Source organism: Microlunatus sp. YIM B11417 (genome assembly GCF_059617205.1).
Map to the genome: position 1 here is coordinate 415,088 of NZ_JCAMPJ010000003.1, position 23,210 is coordinate 438,297.

Here is a 23,210-nt window from a genome sequence, read left to right on the forward strand (position 1 = left end):
CGGACGGACTAGAAGAGGCTCTGCTTCGCGACCCGGCGGGCGAGCCAGTTGGCGACCACGAGCAAGATCACGCCGATCACGGACTTGAACAGCCCGATCGCGGTGGCGTACGAGAACTGCGGGATGGTCGCGAAGCCGATCCGGTACGAATAGGTGTCGATCACCTCCGAGACCGACTGGTTCAAGGGGTTCTGCATCAGCAGCACCTTCTCGAACCCGGTGTTGAGCATGTTGCCCATGTTGAGGATCAGCAACGTGATCATGACCGGGATGACGGCCGGCAGATCGATGTGCCAGATCCGGCGGAGCAGGTTGGCCCCGTCCACCTTGGCTGCCTCGTGCAGCTGGGGGTCGACGCCGGTCAGCGCGGCAAGGTAGATGATCGCCGAGAAGCCGAGCGTCTGCCAGGCGTCGGACCAGACGTAGGTGTGCCGGAACGCGCCGGAGCTGAGGAAGTCCACCGGCTGGCCGCCGAACGTCTCGATCGCCTGGTTGACGACGCCGCCGGACGGGTCGAACAGCATGATGATGATGCCGACCACGACGACGGTGGAGATGAAGTGCGGGGCGTACGTGATCATCTGCACGACCCGCTGGTACTTCACGCTGCGCACCGTGTTCACCAGCAGGGCCAAGATCACCGGCAGCGGGAACAAGGCGATCAGCTGGTAGAAGTTCAAGATCAACGTGTTGCCGAGGATCGGCCAGAACTGGTACGAGGTGACGAACTGCTCGATGTACTTCAGCCCGACCCACGGGCTGCCCTCGATGCCCTTGACCACGCTGAAGTTCTTGAACGCCATCTGCAGGCCGTACAGCGGCCACCAGAGGAAGATCAACGCGTAGATCGTGGGCGGGATCAGCAGGACGTACAGCTGCCAGGACCGGCGCAGCCGGAGCGACAGCTTGGTCTTCGGCTTCTCGGTCCGCTCGCGGTCCGCGGCCGGCCGGGCGGTGGGGGTCGTCGTTGCAGTCATCGCGGCCTCACTTCAGCGATCCGATGAGCGCACCCTTGACGAAGTGCTTCTGGACGAACGGATAGACGATCAGCGGCGGCAGCATGGCGACCACGATCACCGCGTACTTGAGCTTGTCGAACAGCTCCCGGTTCCTGATCAACTCCTGGACGTCCACGCCGGACAGCTGGGCCGGGTCGGGGGCGCTCTTGGCCAGGATGTTGCGCAGGACCAACTGCAGGGGATAGAGATCGGAGTTGGTCAGGTACAGGAAGGCGCTGAACCAGCTGTTCCACTGGGTCACGCCGTAGAACAACAGGTTCACCGCGATGATCGGCTTGCTCAGCGGCAGTGCCACCTGGAAGAAGAACCGGAAGTCACTCGCGCCGTCGACCCGGGAGGCCTCGAGCAGCTCCCGCGGGATGTTGATCTGGTAAAAGGTCCGGGTGACGATCATGTTGAAGATCGCCATCGCGCCCGGGAGGATGATCGCCCACCGGGTGTCCAGCAGACCGAGCTGGCGGACCACGATGTAGTTCGGGATGATTCCCGCGCTGAACATCGTCGGGATCAGGAAGAAGAACGTCAGCGGCCGGCGGAACGGCAGATCGTCGCGGGACAGCGGGTAGGCCGCCAAGATCGTGATCGCGGTGCCGATCAGCGCACCGGCCACCGCGTAGAAGAGCGAGTTCAGCAGACCGCCGAACAGCTCGGGGGAGCGGAAGATGTCGACGTAGGCGTCGATGTTGAAACCGACCGGCCAAAGCACGACCTGGCCGGAGTTGATCGCCGTCGCCGAGCTGACCGAGGCGCTCAGGACGAAGATCAACGGGTAGAGCACGGAGAGGCAGAACAGCGCCAGCACCCCGTAGTTGATGATCAAGAACGCGTGGTCGGACTTGGGCTCCTTGATCCGTCGCGACTGAAGGCGTTCCCTGGGCCGGCGGGCCGCGAGGACACTCATGATTGGATTCCCCCTCCTGCGTCCTGATGGTCGGTGACCGATTGGCTTGGAGTCGACGGGGTCGCGTCCCTCGTGGTCGATGGAGGGATCGGTGTCTGAGGCCAAGCCGTCGCTTCATTCGGTGAGCGACGATGCATCCGATGAACCAGGGTCATTCCTCCCAGCAAGCCTGCGGTGGCTGGGCTCATCATGGGCAAATGATCTGATGTTTGTCAACGCCGACACCGGATCGATGCCAAATCGCAGCGACCTTCCACGTTAATCGTTTCACCACGTGGACAGCCGAACGGCGGATCTTGCCGGCGAGGGCGTACCGAGTGTCGTCGGGCTGTGGGACCGTGGAGCGGTGGACGAAGCCGTCGAATGGCTGTTGGGCTCGGACGAGCCCGGCATCCGCCTCCAGGCGCGGCGCGATCTGCTCGGCGAGCCGGGGGTCGAGCCGCCGGCCGGGGTCCTGACCGGTCCGAAGGTGGTCGCGCTGTTGGAGGGGCAACTCCCGGACGGAAGCTTCGCCAAGCAGGTCACCATCCGGCGGTACGCCGGCACCTCGAGGGCGCCGGAGGACCTGATCGGGATCGACCGCATCGACGTGACCCCGGACGTCGGCGGGACGCTGTGGCGCACCCTGTCGCTGACCGAGCTCGCGGTGCCACCCGACCCGCGGATCCTGGCGGCCGCCGGCTTCCTGCTCGACGCCACGATGGCGGCCAGACCGCCGCGGGTGATCGACGGCCTGGCCCGGATCTACGGCTTCCTCCCGGGCGGCGTGCTCCTGATCGCCGCGCGGCTCGGGCTCGCGGATGATCAACGAGCCGTGGCGATCGCCCGGCGGCTCGTCGAGTGGCAGTGGCCCGACGGTGGCTGGAACTGCCACATCAAGGCCTCCGGGCGGCGATCGTCCTTCCACCAGTCGCTACTGCCCGCTGGCGGCCTCCGGGAGTACGCACTCGTGACGGGTGACGCTGCTGCCGCAGCAGCGGCGGACCGGGCCGCCGAGTTGTTCCTGGGCCACCAGCTCTACTACAGCACCGGGACCGGGGTCCCGAGTCGGTCCCGCCCGAACCCGAGGCCGGCCGGAGCGATCATCGACCAGCGGTGGACCAAGCTCGGCTATCCGTCGTACTGGCACTACGACGTGCTCGCCGCGCTGACCTTCCTGGCGGTCGATCGCACTGTCATCGACACCCGCGCCGACCACGCTCTGGACCTGCTCGAGCGCAAACGCCGCCCCGACGGACGCTGGGCGGCGGATCGGCAGTGGTGGGTGCCGAAGGGGCACCGGTTCGAGCACCAGGTCGAGGTCGTCGACTGGGGTGTCGCCGGCGCGCCCAGCGAGATGATCACGCTCAGCGCGCTGCGCATCCTGCGTGCGGCCGGGCGCTGGCGTCCGTGACGACGACCCGATCGACCGGCGCGCCGTGGAAGTCAGCCTGCGGTGTCGCCCGGCTCGTAGTGCTTGCTGATCTCCTCGGCGTTGTCGGCGAGGTCGTTGGTCTCGTTGAGGCTGTACCAGTTGCCGAACGGGTCCCGGAACACCGCCTCGACGCCGTACGGGCGATCCTGCGGCTCCTGCAGGAACTCGACGCCGCGGGCCGTGTACTCGCGGTGGGTGGCCCGGCAGTCGTCGGTGTTCCAGGCGCCTCCGCTCAGCGCGCCCTTGGCCAGCAGCATCCGGATCGCGGCCGTCGTCTCCTCGTCGTGCATCGGCGGTCCGGGCACGGTCAGGTTCAGCTGGAAGTCGGGCGCACCGGGCGGCGCGACGGTGCACCAGCGGTACCCGTTCTCCAGCTTGACGTCGAACCGCTCGGTGAAGCCGAGCTTGTCGACGAAGAACTCCTTGGCCTGGTCGTAGTCGGTGACGTAGATGCCGGCGACACCCAGTTTCGTGATCATGGAACGCTCCCTTCGGTTGGCCTCGACGCTACTGAGCCGCTCCGGGCCCGGGCTTCTCCGAGCTTGCTCTCCTGTGCGGCTGCCCGTACATGAGCACGTAGCAGCCGGGGATCGGCGGTCGGCCGGTCCGGTGGGCCTCGGCCTGGAACCGGGCCGGGGAGGTGCCGACGAAGTCGGTGAAGGCGCTGCTGAACGAGCCCAGGCTGCTGAACCCGACCAGGTGACAGACCTCGGTCACACTGAGGTTGACCCAGCGCAGCAGTTCGGCGGCGCGTTCGATCCGGCGCCGGGTCAGATAGCGGACCGGGGTTTCGCCGTACGCGGCGCGGAAGGCCCGGGCGAAGTGGAACCGGGAGTAGCCGGCCGCGGCGGCCAGGTCGTCCAGGTCGAGCGGTTCGGCGTAGTGGCGGTCCACCAGGTCGCGGGCCCGGCGTAGTGCGGCCAGCTGGGCGGCGTCGCGGAGCCGCCAGGGCTCTCGTACCGGATCGTCGGCGGTCATGATCATCAGAACGGTAGCCAAGCCACCCCGAGGGCCACCAGGACGAACCGGGTCACCCGGCCGGCCGCGACCACGACCCAGAACCAGAGCGCACGCATCCGGCTGGCCCCGGCGACCAGGGCGACGGCGTAGAGCGGCGGGATGCCGATCACCGCCGCCAGGGCGACGATCGGCAGCCCCCAGCGGTTCGTGCCGACCAGCTCCAGCAGCCGGGCCAGGACGGCCCGGATCCTGGTCCGGACCGGGCCGACCGCGGTTCGTTGATCATGGTGCTTGCGGAGGAACCAGTAGTCGCGGCCGCGCCGGACGGCGACGAACAACAGCAGCTTGCCGGCCGACTGGCCCAGCCCGACCCCGACCGCGACCGGGATCGGCCCGGCGACCGCGGCGACCTGCGAGGCGATCACGTACGCCTCGGCGTTGGCGACCGGGATGATCGCCGAGACCACGCCGAACGCGAGCGAGGTCAGCAGCGCGAGGAGTTCCGGCCAGCCGAGGAGCACGAAGCGTACGGTAGCGCCGGAAGCGGCCTATTTGACGAGCGCGGCCAGGTGGTTCAGCCGGGCGATCTCCGAATCCAGGAACGGCGGCCCGCCGAGCCGGCCGATGATGATCACCCGATCGTCCCCGACCGGCGTGATCACGACCGTCGATTCGCCCCAGCCGGGCAGCCAGCCCGCCGGCAGATCGACCCGCCGGGTCTCGTGGAACGGCGCCAGCGACTCCGGCGGCCGCTCGCCGAACTCCGGCGCCAGCGTGGTCGAGTAGACCGCCTGCGGCGGATCGGCGGCGACGTCGAGCAGCATGGCCCAGTGCGACCGGAAGACCACCGGGCACATCGACGCCAGCGTCTCCGCCGCCTGGGTCGGGTCGGCGGTCATCCGTTCCAGCGCCTCGAGATCGGACTGCAGCCCGCCGCCCTCGGGATAGCGGGAGATCCATTCGACCCGGACCCCGTCGAGCACCTCGCAGGCGGTCACCAGGGTCTCGGGCAGTTGGCCGTTCGGCAGGTCGACGATGAAGTCGTCGATGACGACGTCACCGGTCTTGTCGACGATCTCCACCGCGTTGATGTCGGCGCCGACCGTGCCCAGCGCGGACGCCACGGCACCCAGCGAACCGGGTCGGTCGGGCAGGGACACGCGCATCAGGAACACGCACACCATCATGGCCTACTCGCGATTACCGTGGTGTTTCGGTCTCGTCTGGCAGGCTGGGGCCGTGCCCGCCTTCGTGCCCTTCGCCGCCCTGCGCTATGCCGCCACCGACGATCTGGATGCGCTCGTCGCGCCGCCGTACGACGTGCTGTCGGAGGCCGACGCCGAGGCCTACCGGCAGCGCTCGGGCCACAACATCGTGCACGTCGACGTACCGAGCGGACCAGATGGCTATGCCCGTTCCGGCCGGTTGCTGGAGCAGTGGCAGGCGGACGGCACCCTGGTGACGGACCCGGTGCCGACGTTCACGATCTACCGAGTCCGGTTCACCGACGCGGCCGGCGTGCCGCGCGATCTGGCCGGCGTGATCGGCGGACTCGAGGTGGTCGACGAGGGCGCCGGCGGGGTGCTGCCGCACGAACGGACCACGCCCAAGGCGTCCACCGACCGGCTCGACCTGACCCGGGCCACCCGGGCCAACCTGTCGCCGGTCTGGGGTCTCGCGCTCGCGTCCGGTCTGACCGCGCTGCTGGCCGAGCCCGGCGAGCCGGTCGGCAAGGTGCTCGACGAGGGCGTGGAGCACGTCGTGGAGCGGGTCTCCGATCCGGCCCGGGTCGCCGTGATCGCCGCACTGGTCGGCTCCGACGACGTGCTGATCGCCGACGGGCATCACCGCTACGGGGTGAGCCGGATCTATCGCGACGAGGTACGGGCGGCGACCGGCCGGCGCGACACGGCGGCCGAGCAGACGCTGGCGTACGTGGGCGAACTGGTGGCCGACCAGCTCAGCGTCGCGGCGATCCACCGGCTCTACACCGGGATCACCGCCACCGACCTGCTGACCGCGTTGCGGCGCCGCTTCCGTACCAGTGAGATGGAGGCGCCGACGCCGGCGACCCTGGCGGCGATGGAGGCCGACGGCCACCTGGTCCTGGTCGCCCGGGACGCGGCCTGGCGGTTGGAGCCCTTGCCGGGCGCCTTCGAGGGCGTACGCGAGCTGGACGGGGCCTGGCTGGAAGCCGCGCTCGCCGACGTGCCGCACGAGGTGACGTACCAGCACGGGCTGGCGGAGGTCGGCGCCGCCGTTCGGGACGGCCGGGCCGAGGCCGGCATCCTGATCCGCCCCGTGTCGGTCGCCGAGATCCAGCGCACTGCCCGGGACCATCTGCTGATGCCCCCGAAGTCGACCTTCTTCACCCCGAAGCTCAAGACCGGCTTCGTGATCCGTCCTCTCTGAAAAACCCTTCCGCCGACCGGTCACCAAAGCAGGCGTTTGGGCGGCGTGTCGCTGCGCAACTGACCGGTCGGTGAGCCTCCTAGCTGTACCCGGCCATCAGGTTGGTAGCGGCGAGCCTGGTTGAACGAAGGGGAACCTCCGAATGGGATGTGGCTTGTCTAAGGCCCACTCCCACCCGGAGGTTCTCGTGTCCCACGCTAATGCCCGGTTGACTGTTCACGGTCGCCGATTGATCGTCCAGCGCCACCAGGCTGGCTGGCCACAAGCCCACATCGCCGCCGCGACAGGGGTCTCGCGCAAGTGCGTGAAGACCTGGATCGACCGCTTCGCATCCGAAGGCGAGGCGGGGTTGGTGACCCGATCGTCACGGCCACACTCGATGCCGACTAAGACCAGCGACGAGGTCGAGCAGGAAGTCCTCGCTGCACGTGCCGAGCATCGCGACGGCCCCGATGTGCTCGGTCCGAAAATCGGCGTCCCAGCCCGGACGGTGTCGCGGATCCTGCGCCGAAACCACGTGCCCCACCTGCGCGACCTGGATCCGCTGACCGGCGAGGTGATCCGGTCCTCGAAACAGACCACGGTCCGCTACGAACGTGACCGCCCGGGCGAGCTGGTCCACATGGACGTCAAGAAGCTCGGCAAGATCCCTGACGGCGGCGGCTGGCGAGCCCACGGACGAGCAGCGACGGTCGATCACCGCCACAAGAAGGTCAAGGTCGGCTACGACTACGTGCACTCCCTGATCGACGACCACTCCCGGTTGGCCTACTCGGAAATCCTTCCCGACGAGAAGGCCGCGACAAGCGCGGCGTTCCTACGCCGAGCAGCCGCCTACTTCGCAACCAAGGGCATCGCTCGGATCGAGCGGGTGATCACCGACAACGCCTTCGCCTACCGGCACTCAACCGAGATGAAGAAGGCCTGCGCCGCCCTGGGCGCCAAGCAGAAGTTCATCAAGCCCCACTGCCCCTGGCAGAACGGCAAAGTGGAACGCCTCAACCGCACCCTGTCCACCGAATGGGCCTACCACCAGACCTTCACCAGCAACGCCGACCGAGCCGCGGCCCTTGCACCCTGGATCGAGCACTACAACACTGAACGCCGTCACAGCGCACTCGGAGGCAAGCCACCGATCAGCCGCCTGCTACCAACCTGATGGCCGGGTACACCTAGCCGTGATCAAGGGCATCCGTGAGCAGGTCGAGGTGGCCGACATGGCAGGCCGTCTCCTCCAGCAGGTGCACCAGGACCCAGCGCAGGGTGACCGGGCCCTTGCCGAAGGAGGGGCGCGGCGCCCTGGTGTCCAGGGACGGCAACCGGTCGGTGACCGCGCGGCTGCGGGTGCAGGCGGCTCGGTACAGCTCGGTCAGCTCCTGCACCGTGTCGTCGGCCGCGGATTCGAAGTCCCAGCCCGGCCGGGTGGCCAGCGGCGCCGACGCCCACGGCTCGGGTAGCTCACCGCCGCCGACCCGGGCCGTGAACCAGTGATCCTCCATGTGCGCCAGGTGTTTGAGGATCCCGCCGGCCGTCAGTTCGGTCGCGGGCAGGACCCGTTGTCGTGCCTGGGCGTCGGTCAGCCGCTCCACCCGCTGCAGCGCTCGCCCGCGGTATTGATCAAGGAACTGGCGGAGCGTGGTCGGCTCGTCGGCGTCGAGGTCGGGGTACGGCTCCATCTCACCACTCGGCGAAGCTGTCGTCGGCCGGGTAGAACCAGGTCGGCGAGCCGGGGGCCAGCGGCTCGGTGGCGACCTGGGACCGAACCGCGTCCTCGTCGATCTCGATGCCGAGACCGGGGCCGGTGAGCACCGGCAGATAGCCGTCGACCGGGGCCAGCACTTCCGGGTTGGTCAGCAGTTCCAGGCCGCGGCCGGGTTGTTGATCATGGAGTTCGATCACGGTCTCCTGGGCCAGGAAGTTCGGCACCGCGGCGTCGACCTGCAGGCAGGCGGCCAGCGCGACCGGGCCGAGCGGGCAGTGCGGCGCCAGCTGGGCGTCGTAGATCTCTGCCTGGGTGGCGATCCGGAAGGATTCCGAGATGCCGCCGGCGTGCGAGAGATCCGGCTGGACGACCGCGACACCGGCCTCCAGCACCGCGCGGAACTCGGTCCGGGTGTAGAGCCGCTCGCCGGTCGCGATCGGGATCGACGTGCTGTCCACGACCGAGCCGATCAACTCGGAGTGTTCCGGCCGGAGCGGCTCCTCGACGAACGCGGGCGCCAGGTGCTCGATCAGCGGTAGTGCCCGGCGCGACATCGGCACCGAGAACCGGCCGTGCAGGTCGATCCCGAAGTCCACCGCCCCGCCGATCGCTTCCCTCAGTTCGGTGACGTCGGCGACGAACCGGTCCAGGTAGTCGGCGTTGTCCACGAACCCGACCTGGCCGTCCGGCGCGACCTTGATCATCGTGTAGCCCGCCTCGACCAGCGCACGGGCTCGTTCCGGGCTCCCGGTGTGGCCGGACCGGCCGCCGGCATGGGCGTAGATCCTGATCTTGGACCGGACCGAGCCGCCGAGCAGCTCATGGATCGGTACGCCGAGCGCACGGCCCTTCAGGTCCCACAGTGCTTGGTCGATCCCGGCCAGCGCCGACCCGAACAGTGGTCCGCCCCGGTAGAACCCGCCCCGGGCGAGCACCTGCCAGTGGTGGGTGATCCGGCGCGGGTCCTGCCCGACCAGGTAGTCGGCCATCTGCTCGACGATCGCCTCGATCGGCCGAGCCCAGCCCTCGAGCGTCGGCTCACCCCAGCCGAAGTGGCCGGTGTCGGTACTGATCTTGAGCAGGATGCGGCGGTTGGTGATCACGAACGTCTCGACGGAGGTGATCTTCATCGGTCGGGTCCTCTGCAGGTCGATGGGAGTGGAGGTTCGGCGACGACGGTCTCCCCGGATCGACCGGGGACAGCGCGATGATCAACATCGTAGGCCGCCCCGCCCGCCTCGGAGCCCCCCGGTCGGGCCGATGGGACGACTCGGCGAGCGCCGCGGGTGAGGGTCGACGGAGCGTGGCGGGGGAGCCACGGCGGCCTGGTGCGCGGAGGCCTGGGTGCGCGCCTGGGATCCACGTCCAAAGCCACGTGACTCAAATCTGCAACGCAACGCCTCCAGCAACCGATTTCTCGGCTTCGAAGGTCGGTTGTGAGGCAGATGTGTGTCACCGCCGCTCTTCGCCGGTCCGATCGCGCATCGCGTGATCGGCGGATCGTTCCATCGGCCGATCGTGGTCGGGCGGATCCGGGCTTCGAGTCTGCCGGTCAAGCCGGATCCACCGTGCACCACTGGGCGGTTGCCCCGGCTCGGGCGGGCCACGCCGAATCCACTCATCGTGCGCCGACCAGTCGCGCCCGCTCCACCGGCATCAGGCTCGCATCGCGCGGGTCGATCACCCGGGCCCCTCGACTGGGACCGGGCCTCTCGACAGTCGGTCGCCCGGCTTCGACCGCTGGTGGTCGGCGCGGGACCGCTTCGTGCGGACCAGACTCTGGGTCGGTCCGTTGCCGCGATGTCGGAGTACGGGCCGTCGGGCGTCGATCGCGGCTCGGCGGTTCCGCGCGACCTGGGCGGATCGCAGCGTTCCTTCACCGGGCGGCGGGCTGCGTCGCGGGTGGCGGCTGGGTCCGCGAGGGTGCGGGTGTCCGAGCGATTCGTAGCGATCTCCCTGATCCCGCGCAGGTGTCGACCGCTCGTGCGGTCCCATTGCTGGCCTCACCCGATCTTCGCATCGACCGGATCTCGTTGATGCGTTCCGGCCTGCGCCCGCTCCTTCGCCTCGACGGCTCGCGTCGATTCGTACTGGTCCGCGCCGGGTGCGCGTGTCGACCGGCCCGGCGTCGATTTGTTCGGGCTCGCGCCACTGCTTCGTCCTGATTCGTTCCGATTCGCCGACCCGTCTCGATGATCCAGCCCGGCCTGCACCCACCCTTCGCAACCGACCGGTTGACGCGGGACCCATCCGCTCTCCTCTCCATCGACACGTCAGTTCCGCAGCGACACGCCGCAACAACCGCTGCTTTGGTGACCGGTCAGCGGGATTTGGGGGTAGGGTTCGACATATGAACAGGTCTTCAGGTGTGCATCTGGTGGACGAGGAGCACGTTGCGGAGGTACGGGAGCGGATGCCGGAGGCCGAGGACATTGCGGACACTGCGGAGATCTTCGGGCTGCTGGCGGATCCGAGTCGGCTGCGGTTGCTGATCGCACTGTTGGACGGCGAGCTGTGCGTCTCCGACCTGGCCGCGGTCACGGGGCAGAGCGAGTCGGCGGCTTCGCATGCGCTGCGGCTGCTCCGGGCGCACCGGGTGGTGACGGCGCGGCGGGCGGGGCGGCTGGCGTACTACCGGCTCGCCGACGCTCACGTACGGATGCTGCTCGACGTCGCCATCGCGCACAGCGAGCACACCGAGGCGATCCACCCGGAGCGGGAGCACTGAGATGGGGCACGGACATGATCATGGACACGCGGGCGGCCGGCATCGCTGGCGGCTGGCGGTGTCGTTCGTCCTGATCGCGGCGTTCTTCGTCGTCGAACTGGTGGCCGGCCTGCTGTCCGGCTCCCTGGCACTGTTGTCCGACGCTGGTCACATGGCGGCGGACGTGGTGACGCTCGGGGCCGCGCTGGTCGCCACCAGGATCGCGACCCGGCCGGACCGGACCGGCCGGCGCAGCTACGGCTCCTACCGGGCCGAGGTGTTCGCGTCACTGCTCGCGGTGTTGATCATGCTCGGGCTCGCGGTGTACGTCACGGTGGAGGCGATCAGCCGGATCGGTGCGGCGACCGCGATCGAGACCGGACCGATGCTGGTGGTCGGCGTGATCGGATTGGTGATCAACCTGATCGCGCTGCTGTTGCTGCGGGACGGCTCGGCGGAGAGCCTGAACGTACGCGGCGCCTACCTCGAGGTGCTGGCCGACACGGCCGGCTCGGTCGGCGTGATCGCGGCCGGCATCCTGATCATGGTCACCGGCAGCCCGTTGTGGGACACGGTGATCGCGATCGCCATCGGGATCTTCGTCGCGGTCCGCGCCGTGATGCTGGGCCGGCAGGTGTTCGCGGTGCTCGGCCAGCACGTGCCGGAGGGCATGGACGCGGGGGAGGTGGCCGGTGATCTTGCGGCGATCGACGGCGTCGGCGACGTGCACGACCTGCACCTGTGGACGCTGACCTCGGGCATGAACGTTGCCACCGCCCATCTGGTCACCGCCGAGTCGGCCGATCCGCACGCGGTGCTCGACCGGGCCCGGGCGCTGCTGCGGGAGCGGCACGGCGTCGCGCACGCCACCCTGCAGGTCGAGCCGCGTGATCATCGCGGCTGCGACGAGGTCGGCTGGTAGTCCCCGGCGCAAACGTTCCCTGAGCCTGTCGAAGGGTTGGGCCCGAATCTGGCACTTCGACAGGCTCAGTGCGCGTTGGGCAGCGGGCTCAGGGCGCGTTGGGCAGCGGGCTCAATGCACGATCTGTCGTCCGGCTAGGTGGCGGTGCCGGCCGAGGGTACGTCGTCCGTGGGCTGATCTTCCTCGGCGCCGGGCCGCGTGATCGCGAAGAGCACCGCCGCGATGATCGCGAACAGGACGATCCCGACCACGCTGATCGGCCCGACCAGTGCGAAGTTGACCTGTTGCCCGGAGGCACCGAGGAGCAGCACCAGCCCGGTCGACCCGTTGAAGACGCCATGGCCGACGACGGCCGGCCAGACGCTGCCGGTGAACCACCGGGTCCAGGCGAGCACCGCGCCGAAGGCGATGCAGAACGGGATGAACATCAGCGCCGACCACGGCCCGAGCATCGCGTAGTTGTAGCCCAGCAGGGTCAGCGGTGCATGCCACAGGCCCCACACCACACCGGTGATCAAGATCGCCGCCCAGGGTCCGTACCGGAGCAGGTTGGGGAACAGCCAGCCGCGCCAGCCGAGCTCCTCGCCGAACGACGGCAGCGCGTTGAGCAGCGGCGTCAGCGCGACCGCGCCGATCGAGGTGATCAACATCGCCTGCGGGTTCGGGGCCTTGCCGGTCTTCAGGCGGTACTCGTCGCCGAGCAGCGAGAAGGTCTCCAGGTCGAGCCGGTACAGCCCGAAGAGTGCGCAGATCAGCGTGGTGATCACCACGAAGACCGGGATGCCGACCCAGACCGCCGCGATCACCGCCGCCGTCCGCCGCCGGTTCGGGCCGAAGCTGAGGCCGGTGGTCCAGGCGAGTTCCCGCAGGCTCCGCCCGCCGCGCGGCCGGGTCACCAGCCAGGTGATCACCACCGCCACCGTGGGCGTGAACATCATCGCCGAAGCGGTCGCGCCGAGCAGCGGCGAGGTGATGCCGCCGCCGTTCTGCCAGAGCGGTACGCAGACCAGCCAGGCGCCGGCGAAACTGACCAGACCGAAGATCACCAACGACCATCGCAACGACGTGCCCGATGCTCCGGGCGCGCTTGTGGAGTGCACTCCGAGTCCGCCTTCCTGGACGTTCCGCCCAGATCTTTCGGCGTGGTCCGCGGAGAGACTACCGGCGGGTCAGCCGAGGTTGCTGAGTGGGTGACCGTTTTCCGCGCAGCCGTCGATGATCAACTTCTTCGCCTCGGCCGGGACCTCCTTGGGGTTCTCCAGCAGCGTGATCGTGGCCTCGACCCAGGCCTGGCCGTCGGCGTCGAGTTGCCGGGAGTCACGCAGGGCCCGCAGCCCGGCCAGGGTCGCCTTGTTGGCGACCGAGCCGGTCGCCGCGACCGAGTCGACCGCCGGGCAGCCGATCGCGTACGCGTCCTTGGCGGAGATTCCGGTCTCGGCGCAGCCGGCGAAGGTCAGCGCAGCGACCGCGGTGATGGCCAGCGCAAGGATCCGCTTCATGCCGCCCAAACTAGCGTCGCGATCAACCTCACGTCCTGTCTGTGCGGTCCGTGTCCGGCGTCTGTGGGCGCGGTTCGGGGCGCCGGTTCTGAGGATCCGGCGCCGCGTCCCTAGGATTGGGCCGAAACTCGAAGCACCACCCGACGAGGAGAGACGTGGCACTGACCGCCGACGACGTTGCCGCCCTGGCCCGGCTGGCCAGGATCGACCTGACCCCGGACGAGCAGCAGCAGCTGGCCCCGCAGCTGGACGTGATCTTGGAGTCCGTGGCGCGGGTGTCCGAGGTCGCGGCCGAGGACGTGCCGCCGACCTCGCACGCCCTGCCGCTGACCAACGTGTTCCGGGCCGACGAGGTGCGGGAATCGCTGCCGGTCGACCACGTGCTGGCCGGTGCCCCGGCGGCCGAGCAGGACCGGTTCCGGGTGCCCCGGATTCTCGACGAGGAGGCGTGATGAGCGACCTGATCACCGCCACCGCGGCGGAGTTGGCGAGCAGGATCGCCGCCCGGGAGGTCAGCGCGGTCGAGGTCACCCAGGCCCATCTGGACCGGGTGGCGGCCGTGGACGACCGGGTCGGCGCCTTCCTGCACGTGGACGGCGAGCGCGCCCTGCAGCAGGCCGCGGCGGTCGACGCCAAGGTCGCCGCCGGCGAGGCGGTCGGTCCGCTGGCCGGCGTCCCGCTGGCCCTCAAGGACGTGCTGACCTACGTCGGCGCGCCGACCACCTGTGGTTCCAAGGTGCTCGAGGGCTGGCTGCCGCCGTACAACGCGACGATCACCCAGCGGCTGCTCGACGCCGACGTGGTGATCCTCGGCAAGACCAACATGGACGAGTTCGCGATGGGCTCGTCGACCGAGAACTCGGCCTACGGCCCGACCCGGAACCCGTGGGACCTGGACCGGATCCCCGGCGGTTCCGGCGGCGGCTCGGCCGCCGCCCTGGCCGCGTACGAGGCTCCGCTGGCGATCGGTACCGACACCGGTGGCTCGATCCGGCAGCCGGCCTCGGTGACCGGCACGGTGGGCATCAAGCCGACCTACGGCGCCAGCTCACGGTACGGTCTCGTCGCGCTGGCGTCCAGCCTCGACCAGCCCGGCCCGTGTGCCCGCAACGTCGAGGACGCGGCCCTGCTGCACCAGGTGATCGCCGGCCACGACCCGCGTGACTCCACCTCGATCGACGCCCCGGTCCCGCCGGTCGTCGAGGCGGCCCGGTCCGGCGACGTCAAGGGCATGAAGATCGGCGTGATCACCGACCTGCGCGGCGAGGGCTATGCGCCCGGCGTCATGCAGCGGTTCGACGAGGCGGTGGCGAAGCTCGCCGACCTGGGCGCCGAGATCGTCGAGGTCTCCTGCCCGCACTTCCAGTACGGCCTCGCCGCCTACTACCTGATCCTGCCCAGCGAGTGCAGCTCCAACCTGGCCAAGTTCGACGCGATGCGGTTCGGGCTGCGGGTCGGCGACGACGGCGCGAACTCGGCCGAACAGGTGATGGCGGCGACCCGCGAGGCCGGATTCGGTCCCGAGGTGAAGCGCCGGATCATCATCGGCACCTACGCGTTGTCGGCCGGCTACTACGACGCGTACTACGGCCAGGCGCAGAAGGTCCGGACCATGATCATCCGCGACTTCCAGGCGGCCTTCGATCAGGTCGACGCGCTGGTCTCGCCGGCCACGCCGGTGACCGCGTTCAAGATCGGCGAGAAGGTCGACGACCCGCTGGCCATGTACGCCAACGACCTGTGCACCATCCCGTCCAGCCTGGCCGGCAACGCCAGCGCCTCGTTCCCGATCGGGCTGGCGCCGGAGGACGGCCTGCCGGTCGGCCTGCAGGTGATGGCGCCGCCGCTGGCCGATGATCGTCTCTACCGCGTCGGCGCCGCCCTCGAGCGCGCGTTGATCAAGGACTGGGGCGGCCCGTTGCTCGACCGGATCCCGGAACTGGAGGTGGCGGCGCGATGACCGTCCTGCCGTACGAGGAGGCCCTGGCGACCTTCGATCCCGTCCTCGGGCTCGAGGTGCACGTCGAACTGAACACGGCCTCGAAGATGTTCTGCGGCTGCTCGACCGCGTTCGGCGCGCCGCCCAACACGCAGACCTGCCCGACCTGCCTCGGCCTGCCCGGCTCGCTGCCGGTGGTCAACGCCCGCGCCGTCGAGTCGGCGATCCGGATCGGGCTGGCGCTGAACTGCTCGATCGCGTCGTGGTGCCGGTTCGCCCGGAAGAACTACTTCTACCCGGACATGCCGAAGAACTACCAGATCTCCCAGTACGACGAACCGATCGCGTTCGACGGCTGGACCGAGGTGGAGGTCGACGGCGAGACGTACCGGATCGGCATCGAGCGCGCGCACATGGAGGAGGACACCGGAAAGTCGCTGCACGTCGGCGGTGCGACCGGCCGGATCCACGGCGCCGACTACTCGCTGCTGGACTACAACCGGTCCGGCGTGCCGCTGATCGAGATCGTCACCAAGCCGATCGAGGGAACCGGTGAGAAGGCGCCCGAGGTTGCGCGTGCGTACGTGACCATGCTGCGCGACCTGCTCCGGGCGCTCGACGTGTCCGACGTCCGGATGGAGCAGGGCTCCCTGCGCTGCGACGCCAACGTCTCGCTGAGGCCGTCCCCGAACGCCGAGTTCGGCACCAGGACCGAGACCAAGAACGTGAACTCGCTGCGCAGTGTCGAACGTTCGATCCGGTACGAGATCACCCGGCAGGCCGCCGTGCTGACCGAGGGCGGAACGATCAAGCAGGAGACCCGGCACTGGCATGAGGACACCGGCGAGACCACGCCGGGCCGGAGCAAGGAGACCGCGGAGGACTACCGCTACTTCCCCGAGCCCGACCTGGTGCCGGTCGCCCCGGACGCGGCCTGGGTGGAGGAGTTGCGGGCCAGCCTGCCCGAACCGCCGGCCGCCCGGCTGAAGCGGGTCAGCGCCGAATGGGGCTTCACCGAGCTGGAGCTGCGCGACGTCGTCGCGGCCGGCGCGGTGGACCTGATCGACCGGACCGTCGCCGCCGGCACGACGCCGCAGGCCGCCCGGAAGTGGTGGCTGAGCGAGGTCGCGCGGCGGGCCAACGAGACCGGAGTCGATCTTGCCGACGCCGGGATCACGCCGGAGCAGGTGGCTGAGATCCAGGCGCTGGTCGACGCCAGGACGATCAACGACAAGCTGGCCCGGCAGGTGTTCGACGGAGTCTTCGCCGGCGAGGGCTCGCCGGCCGAGGTGGTCAAGGCCAGGGGTCTCGCCGTGGTGTCCGACGAGGGCGCCCTGGGTGCGGCCGTCGACGCCGCGATCCAGGCCAACCCGGACGTCGCCGACAAGATCAAGTCCGGCAAGGTCCAGGCCGCCGGGGCCCTGATCGGCGCGGTGATGAAGGAGATGCGTGGCCAGGCCGATGCCGGCCGGGTCCGCGAGTTGATCTTGGAGAAGCTCGGCTGACCCGAGCCTGCTCGTCCCTTGAGCCTGTCGAAGGGCGTGGGCCAGGCCTGACCTGGCTCGGCCCTTCGACAGGCTCAGCGCACGTCCGCGGTCAGCGGAGGTCGATCACGTCGAGGTCGGGGCGGAAGCGGCGGAGCGGGTCGGCCAGGTGCTCCACCGGGAAGTTGCCGATCAGATCCGGCAGCCGGAACTCGGCGGTCACCCTCGGGTCCGTACCGTCCGAGGGCCCCGTCCGGATCGGGTCGTCGGCGGGCACCGGCTCGGCGAGCAGGATCAGGGTCGTCGTGGAGCCGTCGAGTTCCTCGATCTCCTTGATCAACACCGTCCGCACCCGTTCCCAGGGAATGAAGGCCTGGCGGCCCTGTGCGATGCCACCCGGGCCTGCGGTGATCACCGGGGTCGGCTTCCGCTCGCCGACGTAGATCGTCAGCGAGGCGACGATCAAGATCATCGCGATCAGGGTGAACGGCGAGACGCCCGGCTGGACCAGGAAACCCAGCGCGCCCATGGCCACGCCGCCGACCAGGAACAGGACGATCAGCCAGGTCCAGTGCCGACGTTCCACCCGCAGGACGTCGATCCGCTGATCACGCATCAGTGCTGACCGGGCGGGCCGTTCGGGTCCCGGCCGGCCCGCGCGGCCAACCAGAGCAGGACGGCGCCGGCGACGGCGACCACGAGGCCGATGATCAACCACAGCGGCTGGCCGGTCATCGAACTGCCGCCGATCAGGTTCGCGCCCTGGCCGATCCAGACCAGGCCGACGACGAGGGCCAGCACGCCGATCACGGTGAACAGCCGGGCCCGAGTACGCGAAGTCACCGGACCATCCTCGCAGTCACCGGGTGATCCGCAGCAGCCGGTCGTCCCCGTCCCGCGGCTGGGTCCGACCGTCGGTGTTGTTGGTGAGCACCAGCAGCGACTCGCCGTCGGCGGAGACCTCGACCGAGCGGAGGCGGCCGTACTCCTCGGTGAAGTGGGCGATCGGCTCGCCGGCCCGGTCGCCGTCCAGCGGGATCTCCCAGAGGCGCTCGCCGCGCAGGGCGGCGAGATAGAGCGATCCCTTCCAGTACGTCAGCCCCGACGGCGAAGCGTCCGCGGTGGACCAGACCGCCTGCGGGTCGATCAGGTCGCTGCCGCCGCCCTCGCCCTCGACCAGCGGCCAGCCGTAGTTGCCGCCGGCCTCGATCAGGTTCAGCTCGTCCCAGGTCTGGTCGCCGAACTCGCTGGCCCAGAGTCGGCCCTCGGGATCGAACGCCAGGCCCTGCACGTTCCGGTGGCCGAAGCTGTACACCTCGCTGTCGAACGGGTTGCCGGGCGCCGGCGACCCGTCGGGGGTGATCCGGAGGATCTTGCCGGCCAGCGAGTCACGGTCCTGGGCCAGGCCCGCCTCGCCGGTCTCGCCGGTGCTGACGTACAGCAGGTCGTCGGGACCGACCCGGAGCCGGCCACCGTCGTGCCGGGCGCCGTGCGGGATGTCCTGGAGGATCACGTCGGGCTGGCCGAGCTGGTTGCCGTCCCAGCTGAACCGGGCCACCCGGTTGTCGGAATCGGTGGTGAAGTAGGCGAAGACGACACGTTCGTCGGCGCTGGCGGCGATACCCAGCAGACCGCCCTCGACGTTGGGCTCGGCCTCGGCCACGGTCGCCACGACCGCGGCCTCCTTGCCGACGATCCGCTTGATCTCGCGGGTGTCCCGTTCGGAGACCAGGAAGCTGCCGTCCCGGAGCGGGATCAGTCCCCACGGGGAGGTGAGCCCGGTGATCAACTCGGTGGCCTTCGGCGCGCCGAGTTCGGTCGAGCTGGGCGTCGGGGTCGGCGTCGCGGACGGGCTCTTCGACCCGACCAGAGGCGACGGCCCGCGCGAGGACGGGGCCGGGCTGGGCGATGGTGGAACGGGCTCCGGCTGCGAGCAACCGGCGACGCCGGCCGCGGCCGCGAGTCCGAGGAAGCGGCGGCGGGGCAACATCATCGGGCCAGTCTCCACCGATCGGCCAAACGGCGCCATGGGGCTATCGTGCGATCATGCCCGGTCGCGCCCAGCCGCTGATACCGCGCGTCGAACGCCAGCATCGGCTGATCGAGGAGCTGCGGATCAGCGCGCCCAAGGCCGTGACCGCCGAGGTGCTCGGCGATCGGGTCGGCGCCGTCGCGCGGACCATCGAGCGCGATGTTGCCGAACTCACGGCCGCCGGCGTGCCGATCACCACCCGGCGCGGCCCCGGCGGCGGCTACGCCATCGACGCCCGGCGCGACCTCCCGCCGATCCGGCTGACGCCCGGCGAGGCGTCGGCACTGGTGGCGGCGCTGACCGTGATCGGCCCGCGGTCCTCCGCGACGGCGCAGACGGCGATGGGCAAACTGCTCGCGGCGCTGTACGGCACCGAACCTGAATAGCCGACACTGGCGGGTCGGGCTCCGGTCGTAAGTTGATCATCATGACGACGACACGGACCGCGATCGAGGTGACCGACCTGGCCGTCCGTTACGGACCGGTGGCAGCCCTGGACGGGATCGGGTTCGAGGTGCCGGCGGGTACGGTGACCTGCCTGCTCGGCCCGAACGGCGCGGGCAAGACCACCGCGGTACGGGTGCTGTCGACGCTGGAGCGGCCCAGCTCGGGCAGCGCGCGGATCCACGGCCACGACGTCGCCCGGTCGCCGGGCGCGGTACGACGGCTGATCAGCGCGGTGGGCCAGCAGACCACCCTGGACGACCAGGTGACCGGGCGGGACAACCTGCGCCTCTCGGCTCGGCTCTGGGGATACCGCCGGGCCGCGGCGGTCGAGCGCGCGGACGCGTGGCTCGCGCTGACCGGGCTCGGGGGCGCCGCGGACCGCCGGGTCCGGACCTACTCCGGGGGGATGCGGCGCCGCCTCGACCTGGCCGCCGGCCTGATCGGCGAGCCTGCCGTGATCTTCCTCGACGAGCCGGCCGTCGGCCTCGATCCGATCGGCCGCCGGACGGTCTGGCGGCTGATCGAGGACCGGGTCGCGGCCGGCGCCGCGGTCCTGTTGACCACGCAACAACTGGATGAGGCCGAGCAGCTCAGCGACCAGGTCTGCCTGCTCGACCGCGGCCGGGTCGTCGCCGCCGGTACGCCGGCCCAGCTGATCGCCGCGCTGCCGGGCGATCGGATCGAGCTGGTGATCTCCGAGCCGGGGCGGGTCGCCGATGCGGCCGCCGCCGTGGGCCGGCTGACCGGGCGGACGGTCGAGTCGGTGCCCGAGCAGTCGTCGATCGCGGTCACGGTGCCGCAGGGACCGCAGCGCATCCCGGCCCTGATCGGGTGCCTGCTGGCCGAGGACATCGGTGTCGCGGAACTCAACCTGCGGCCGCCGTCCTTGACCGATGTGTTCCTGGCCCGGGCCGGCACGAGCCGGGGAGGTGCCCGGTGACGGCCGTGCCGGCCAGGGTGCCGGCCGGACCGATCGCGGCGGTGCCGGTGTTCGTCGCCCGCCATCTCCTGCTGCTCCGCCGCAGCCCGGATGTGATCATGCTCGGCCTGGTGCAGCCGGTGATGTTCGCCTGCCTGTTCGCCTTCGTGCTGGGCGGCGCGATGGGTCCACCGGGCGACTACGCGGCGTACTTCCTGCCCGGTCTGCTCGTGCAGACGGCCGCGTTCCTCGGCATGGGAACCACCGCCGCCGGGTTGGCCGACGAACTCCGCGGCGGTGCGGTGGAACGCTTCGCGACCATGCCGGCCGGCCCGGTCGCTCCGGTCCTCGGCCGGACCGTCGGGGATCTGGCCCGGGCGGCGGCCGTCCTGATGATCATGGTCGGGATCGGCGCAGCACTCGGGCTGCGGGCCGAGGCGGGTCCGTCCCGGGCCGTCACCGGCGTCATGATCATGATCGCCACAGCCTGGGTGTTCAGCTGGCTCGGGGCCGCGGCGAGCCTGCTGACCCGCAGTGCCGAGGCGGCCCAGTACCTGACCTTCGTGATCTTGTTCCCGCTGACCTTCACCAGCTCCGCGTACGTGCCGGTGGCCGGGCTACCGGCCTGGTTGCGCCCCGCAGCCGAGCACAACCCGATCACCGCGCTGGCGGATCTGGTCCGGAGCTGTTTCGCACCGGGCCCGGTCGACGCCGCGGCCGGGATCGTCTGGCTGGCGGCCCTCTGGGCGCTCGGGCTCGGTGTCTCGCTGTTCCAGTTGCGTCGCCGGTTTCGATCGGGAAGGCGGTCGTGATCATGAAAGAGCTGGACCGGGTCCGGGTTCTCGACCATCGCCGCCGTGCGCAGGAGTTGATCACCCCGGCCGCGAGGCCGGCCGACTGTGCCGTGCTCGGTGCCGGGATCCGGGACAACCCGGTCGGCCGGACGGCGCCGCTCGCGCTGCGGGCCCGGACCGAGCCGGCCGACGACGCGGAGGAGGGACTGCTCCGCGCCTATTCGGTACGGAGTGCGATCCACCTGCACCGCCGGGCCGACCTGCCGCTGCTCGTCGCCGCCCTGCGCTGGCAGCGGCCCGACGAACCGGCCCGGGGCAATTTCGGCGACCTGGCGGTCCCGGACGCTCCGGCCGCGGTGGCCGAGGCGGCGGGGGCGATGCGGGCGATCACGGCTGACGGCGGGCCGCTGACGAAGGGCGAGCTGAGCGGAGCGGTGACGGCCCGGCTGGATCCCGCGCTCTCGCCGTGGTGCGCCGGCTGCGCAGCGCACCATCTGAACGACGGCCTGTTCCGGCAGGCCACCCTGCAGGCCGGGCTGGTCGTCGTCCCGGAGCCGGCCGGATCCTTCCGGCTGCACCCGTACGACGGCGTGATCGAGGATGTCGACCCGGACTCGGCCCGGCGGGAGTTGCTGCGCCGCTACCTGCACCTGGCCGGCGTCGCGACCCCGGCCGGGTTCGGCACCTGGCTCGGCTTGAGTACGTCCGCGGCCCGCGCCTGGTGGGACCTGCTCGCCGACGAACTGGAGCCGGTCCGGGTGGCGGGCCAGCGCTGCTGGATCCACGCCGACGACCTCGCCGCACCGGCCGGGCCGGCCGAACCCGTGGTCCGCCTGGTGCCGCCGCACGACCCGTACCTGGAACTGGCGGAGCGGAAGCTCCTGGTGGCCGACCCGGCCCGGCGGGCCAAGGTCTGGCGGGCGGTCCGCAACCCGGGCGCGGTGCTCCGCGGCGGCGAGGTGATCGGCAGCTGGCGGGATCGCAAGGTCCGGTCCGGCCGCTCGGTCACGGTGGAACTCTTCGAGACGCCCGGCCGAACTCTGCACCGTGCGATCGAAGACCAGGCCGAGCGGCTGCTGCCGGGCGCGACGGTCGAGACTCAGCGGTCGTAGCTGACGAAGCCCCGGACCGGCTCGAAGCCGAGTGAGCGGTAGAGCGTGTCGGCGCCGGTCGGGCTGGCGGCGTCGACGCCGAGCGAGGTGGTCTGAAAGCCGAGTTCGGCTGCGGTCCGGGCGACCCGGCGGATCAGGGCCGACGCGATGCCACGCTTGCGGTGGCTCGAGGCCGTGCCGACGGTGTCGATCCAGGCGTCCCGCTGACCGGTCGCCGCCGTGTCGGCCTCGAAATACTGGGTCAGCGCCAGTCCGACCGGCGTCCCGTCCGCGTCGACGGCGAGCCAGGTCAGGTCCGGCCGGAAGCTGCGGCTGCGGGTCTTGTAGTGCCGCCACTGCTCGACGGTCCACTGGCCGGCGCCCCAGTGATCGGCGAAGGCGGCGTTGCGCAGCTGCCGGAGCGGTTCCTCGTCCTCGTCCCGGTACGTCCGCAGCGTCAGCCCGGCCGGCTCCGGCGCCGGTTGCGGGGGAGTGGCGGACAGATCCCAGGTCAGCTCGGTGAACCAGCGGACCGCGGCGAAGCCGTGCCGGGTCAGCAGCCGGTCGCCGCCCCGGTCCGCCTCCGGCAGGCCGGTACGCAGGTTCAGCGGCAGGTCGGTCCCGGCCGCGGCGTGACGGGCCTCGGCGGTCCGGATCGCCCAGGTGATCAAGGTCGTGCCGACCCCGCGACCGCGCAGGGCCGGGTGCACCGAGGCGTCCAGGCTGAGCCGGAACACCGGCTCCGTCGTCTCCCGTGCCGCCAGCGTGGCCCAGCCGGCCAACCGCCCGTCGCCCAGCACGGCCAGTGTGTCCCGGTCCAGCTCGAGACCGGGCGTCTCGAGATCCTCGGCCAGGTCCTCGGGCGTGTAGTGCTCGCCGGTCCGGTCGGCCTCCGCGCAGGCCTCCAGCAGGTCGACCCAGGCCGGCAGGTCGGCGCGGCTCAGCGGCCGGGTCCGCAGATCCACGGG

At 70.5% G+C, this 23,210-nt stretch carries 26 protein-coding genes; 12 read left to right on the forward strand and 14 right to left on the reverse strand.

Annotation, left to right across the window (positions count from 1 at the left end; translation table 11 throughout):
* Positions 1–8 precede the first annotated feature (8 nt).
* Together AC6CCG_RS17050 and AC6CCG_RS17055 are read right to left on the reverse strand one after the other, a co-directional pair.
* Positions 9–977, reverse strand: coding sequence for an ABC transporter permease (locus tag AC6CCG_RS17050; RefSeq protein ID WP_496655790.1), 969 nt, complete (start codon positions 975–977; stop codon positions 9–11).
* Positions 978–984: 7 nt separating this feature from the next.
* Positions 985–1,920, reverse strand: coding sequence for a carbohydrate ABC transporter permease (locus tag AC6CCG_RS17055; RefSeq protein ID WP_496655791.1), 936 nt, complete (start codon positions 1,918–1,920; stop codon positions 985–987).
* Between the two features lie 274 nt (positions 1,921–2,194).
* Here AC6CCG_RS17055 and AC6CCG_RS17060 point away from each other — a divergent pair, with 274 nt between their 5' ends.
* Positions 2,195–3,313, forward strand: a complete 1,119-nt coding sequence (locus AC6CCG_RS17060) for a hypothetical protein (protein ID WP_496655792.1) — start codon at positions 2,195–2,197, stop codon at positions 3,311–3,313.
* Positions 3,314–3,345: 32 nt separating this feature from the next.
* Here AC6CCG_RS17060 and AC6CCG_RS17065 read toward each other — a convergent pair whose 3' ends face one another.
* Genes AC6CCG_RS17065 through AC6CCG_RS17080 form a run of 4 tightly spaced genes read right to left on the reverse strand, consistent with a single transcriptional unit; the run spans position 3,346 to position 5,460 of the window.
* On the reverse strand, positions 3,346–3,813 hold the full coding sequence (locus AC6CCG_RS17065) for a VOC family protein (protein WP_496655793.1): 468 nt from the start codon (positions 3,811–3,813) through the stop codon (positions 3,346–3,348).
* Between the two features lie 28 nt (positions 3,814–3,841).
* Positions 3,842–4,318, reverse strand: coding sequence for a helix-turn-helix domain-containing protein (locus AC6CCG_RS17070; RefSeq protein ID WP_496655794.1), 477 nt, complete (start codon positions 4,316–4,318; stop codon positions 3,842–3,844).
* Positions 4,318–4,815 (reverse strand): hypothetical protein, encoded by a 498-nt coding sequence (locus tag AC6CCG_RS17075; RefSeq protein WP_496655795.1) that lies wholly within the window; start codon positions 4,813–4,815, stop codon positions 4,318–4,320. The genes AC6CCG_RS17070 and AC6CCG_RS17075 overlap by 1 nt, the downstream gene beginning before the upstream one ends.
* Positions 4,816–4,842: 27 nt before the next feature.
* The gene (locus AC6CCG_RS17080) at positions 4,843–5,460 is read right to left on the reverse strand and encodes an ACT domain-containing protein (RefSeq protein WP_496656278.1); all 618 of its coding nucleotides are present in this window, start codon (positions 5,458–5,460) and stop codon (positions 4,843–4,845) included.
* 73 nt (positions 5,461–5,533) lie between these two features.
* Between AC6CCG_RS17080 and AC6CCG_RS17085 the strand changes: the two genes are divergently transcribed.
* Both AC6CCG_RS17085 and AC6CCG_RS17090 read left to right on the forward strand, forming a co-directional pair.
* Entirely contained in the window at positions 5,534–6,706 is a 1,173-nt protein-coding gene (locus AC6CCG_RS17085; RefSeq protein WP_496655796.1) for a DUF1015 family protein, read from the forward strand.
* 187 nt (positions 6,707–6,893) lie between these two features.
* Positions 6,894–7,865 (forward strand): IS481 family transposase, encoded by a 972-nt coding sequence (locus AC6CCG_RS17090; RefSeq protein WP_496655797.1) that lies wholly within the window; start codon positions 6,894–6,896, stop codon positions 7,863–7,865.
* A gap of 13 nt (positions 7,866–7,878) precedes the next feature.
* Here the strand turns inward: AC6CCG_RS17090 and AC6CCG_RS17095 are convergent, their stop codons facing one another.
* Together AC6CCG_RS17095 and dgoD are read right to left on the reverse strand one after the other, a co-directional pair.
* On the reverse strand, positions 7,879–8,382 hold the full coding sequence (locus AC6CCG_RS17095) for a DinB family protein (RefSeq protein WP_496655798.1): 504 nt from the start codon (positions 8,380–8,382) through the stop codon (positions 7,879–7,881).
* 1 nt (position 8,383) lies between these two features.
* Positions 8,384–9,538, reverse strand: a complete 1,155-nt coding sequence (gene dgoD, locus AC6CCG_RS17100; protein WP_496655799.1) for a galactonate dehydratase — start codon at positions 9,536–9,538, stop codon at positions 8,384–8,386.
* A gap of 1,220 nt (positions 9,539–10,758) precedes the next feature.
* Here dgoD and AC6CCG_RS17105 point away from each other — a divergent pair.
* Positions 10,759–11,136, forward strand: a complete 378-nt coding sequence (locus AC6CCG_RS17105; protein ID WP_496655800.1) for an ArsR/SmtB family transcription factor — start codon at positions 10,759–10,761, stop codon at positions 11,134–11,136.
* A gap of 1 nt (position 11,137) precedes the next feature.
* Positions 11,138–12,037, forward strand: coding sequence for a cation diffusion facilitator family transporter (locus AC6CCG_RS17110; protein ID WP_496655801.1), 900 nt, complete (start codon positions 11,138–11,140; stop codon positions 12,035–12,037).
* A gap of 134 nt (positions 12,038–12,171) precedes the next feature.
* Here the strand turns inward: AC6CCG_RS17110 and AC6CCG_RS17115 are convergent, their stop codons facing one another.
* Together AC6CCG_RS17115 and AC6CCG_RS17120 are read right to left on the reverse strand one after the other, a co-directional pair.
* On the reverse strand, positions 12,172–13,098 hold the full coding sequence (locus AC6CCG_RS17115) for a CPBP family intramembrane glutamic endopeptidase (protein ID WP_496655802.1): 927 nt from the start codon (positions 13,096–13,098) through the stop codon (positions 12,172–12,174).
* A 108-nt stretch (positions 13,099–13,206) separates the two neighbouring features.
* Positions 13,207–13,536 (reverse strand): hypothetical protein, encoded by a 330-nt coding sequence (locus tag AC6CCG_RS17120; RefSeq protein ID WP_496655803.1) that lies wholly within the window; start codon positions 13,534–13,536, stop codon positions 13,207–13,209.
* Between the two features lie 155 nt (positions 13,537–13,691).
* On the opposite strand from AC6CCG_RS17120, the gene gatC reads away from it, so the two are divergent.
* Genes gatC through gatB form a run of 3 tightly spaced genes read left to right on the forward strand, consistent with a single transcriptional unit; the run spans position 13,692 to position 16,980 of the window.
* Positions 13,692–13,988 (forward strand): Asp-tRNA(Asn)/Glu-tRNA(Gln) amidotransferase subunit GatC, encoded by a 297-nt coding sequence (gene gatC / locus AC6CCG_RS17125; protein WP_496655804.1) that lies wholly within the window; start codon positions 13,692–13,694, stop codon positions 13,986–13,988.
* Positions 13,988–15,496 (forward strand): Asp-tRNA(Asn)/Glu-tRNA(Gln) amidotransferase subunit GatA, encoded by a 1,509-nt coding sequence (gene gatA, locus AC6CCG_RS17130; RefSeq protein WP_496655805.1) that lies wholly within the window; start codon positions 13,988–13,990, stop codon positions 15,494–15,496. The genes gatC and gatA overlap by 1 nt, the downstream gene beginning before the upstream one ends.
* Entirely contained in the window at positions 15,493–16,980 is a 1,488-nt protein-coding gene (gene gatB / locus AC6CCG_RS17135) for an Asp-tRNA(Asn)/Glu-tRNA(Gln) amidotransferase subunit GatB (protein WP_496655806.1), read from the forward strand. Before gatA ends, gatB begins: the two co-directional genes overlap by 4 nt.
* Before the next feature lie 91 nt (positions 16,981–17,071).
* Here the strand turns inward: gatB and AC6CCG_RS17140 are convergent, their stop codons facing one another.
* The 3 genes from AC6CCG_RS17140 to AC6CCG_RS17150 are packed head-to-tail and all read right to left on the reverse strand — an operon-like array spanning position 17,072 to position 18,952.
* The gene (locus tag AC6CCG_RS17140; RefSeq protein WP_496655807.1) at positions 17,072–17,575 is read right to left on the reverse strand and encodes a hypothetical protein; all 504 of its coding nucleotides are present in this window, start codon (positions 17,573–17,575) and stop codon (positions 17,072–17,074) included.
* Entirely contained in the window at positions 17,575–17,802 is a 228-nt protein-coding gene (locus AC6CCG_RS17145) for a hypothetical protein (protein ID WP_496655808.1), read from the reverse strand. Before AC6CCG_RS17145 ends, AC6CCG_RS17140 begins: the two co-directional genes overlap by 1 nt.
* Before the next feature lie 16 nt (positions 17,803–17,818).
* Positions 17,819–18,952: a PQQ-dependent sugar dehydrogenase gene (locus AC6CCG_RS17150; protein ID WP_496655809.1), complete on the reverse strand. Its 1,134-nt coding sequence runs from the start codon at positions 18,950–18,952 to the stop codon at positions 17,819–17,821.
* Between the two features lie 53 nt (positions 18,953–19,005).
* Here AC6CCG_RS17150 and AC6CCG_RS17155 point away from each other — a divergent pair, with 53 nt between their 5' ends.
* Genes AC6CCG_RS17155 through AC6CCG_RS17170 form a run of 4 tightly spaced genes read left to right on the forward strand, consistent with a single transcriptional unit; the run spans position 19,006 to position 22,263 of the window.
* Complete coding sequence (locus AC6CCG_RS17155) at positions 19,006–19,377, forward strand: helix-turn-helix transcriptional regulator (RefSeq protein WP_496655810.1); 372 nt, start codon at positions 19,006–19,008, stop codon at positions 19,375–19,377.
* Positions 19,378–19,418: 41 nt separating this feature from the next.
* Positions 19,419–20,378: an ABC transporter ATP-binding protein gene (locus AC6CCG_RS17160; RefSeq protein WP_496655811.1), complete on the forward strand. Its 960-nt coding sequence runs from the start codon at positions 19,419–19,421 to the stop codon at positions 20,376–20,378.
* Positions 20,375–21,169: an ABC transporter permease gene (locus tag AC6CCG_RS17165; protein WP_496655812.1), complete on the forward strand. Its 795-nt coding sequence runs from the start codon at positions 20,375–20,377 to the stop codon at positions 21,167–21,169. Before AC6CCG_RS17160 ends, AC6CCG_RS17165 begins: the two co-directional genes overlap by 4 nt.
* Before the next feature lie 2 nt (positions 21,170–21,171).
* Positions 21,172–22,263 carry a winged helix DNA-binding domain-containing protein gene (locus AC6CCG_RS17170; RefSeq protein WP_496656279.1) on the forward strand — a complete coding sequence of 364 codons (1,092 nt, stop codon included), beginning with the start codon at positions 21,172–21,174 and terminating at the stop codon, positions 22,261–22,263.
* Here AC6CCG_RS17170 and AC6CCG_RS17175 read toward each other — a convergent pair.
* Positions 22,251–23,207 carry a GNAT family N-acetyltransferase gene (locus AC6CCG_RS17175; RefSeq protein ID WP_496655813.1) on the reverse strand — a complete coding sequence of 319 codons (957 nt, stop codon included), beginning with the start codon at positions 23,205–23,207 and terminating at the stop codon, positions 22,251–22,253. The two genes, AC6CCG_RS17170 and AC6CCG_RS17175, sit on opposite strands and share 13 nt — an antisense overlap.
* Positions 23,208–23,210 lie beyond the last annotated feature (3 nt).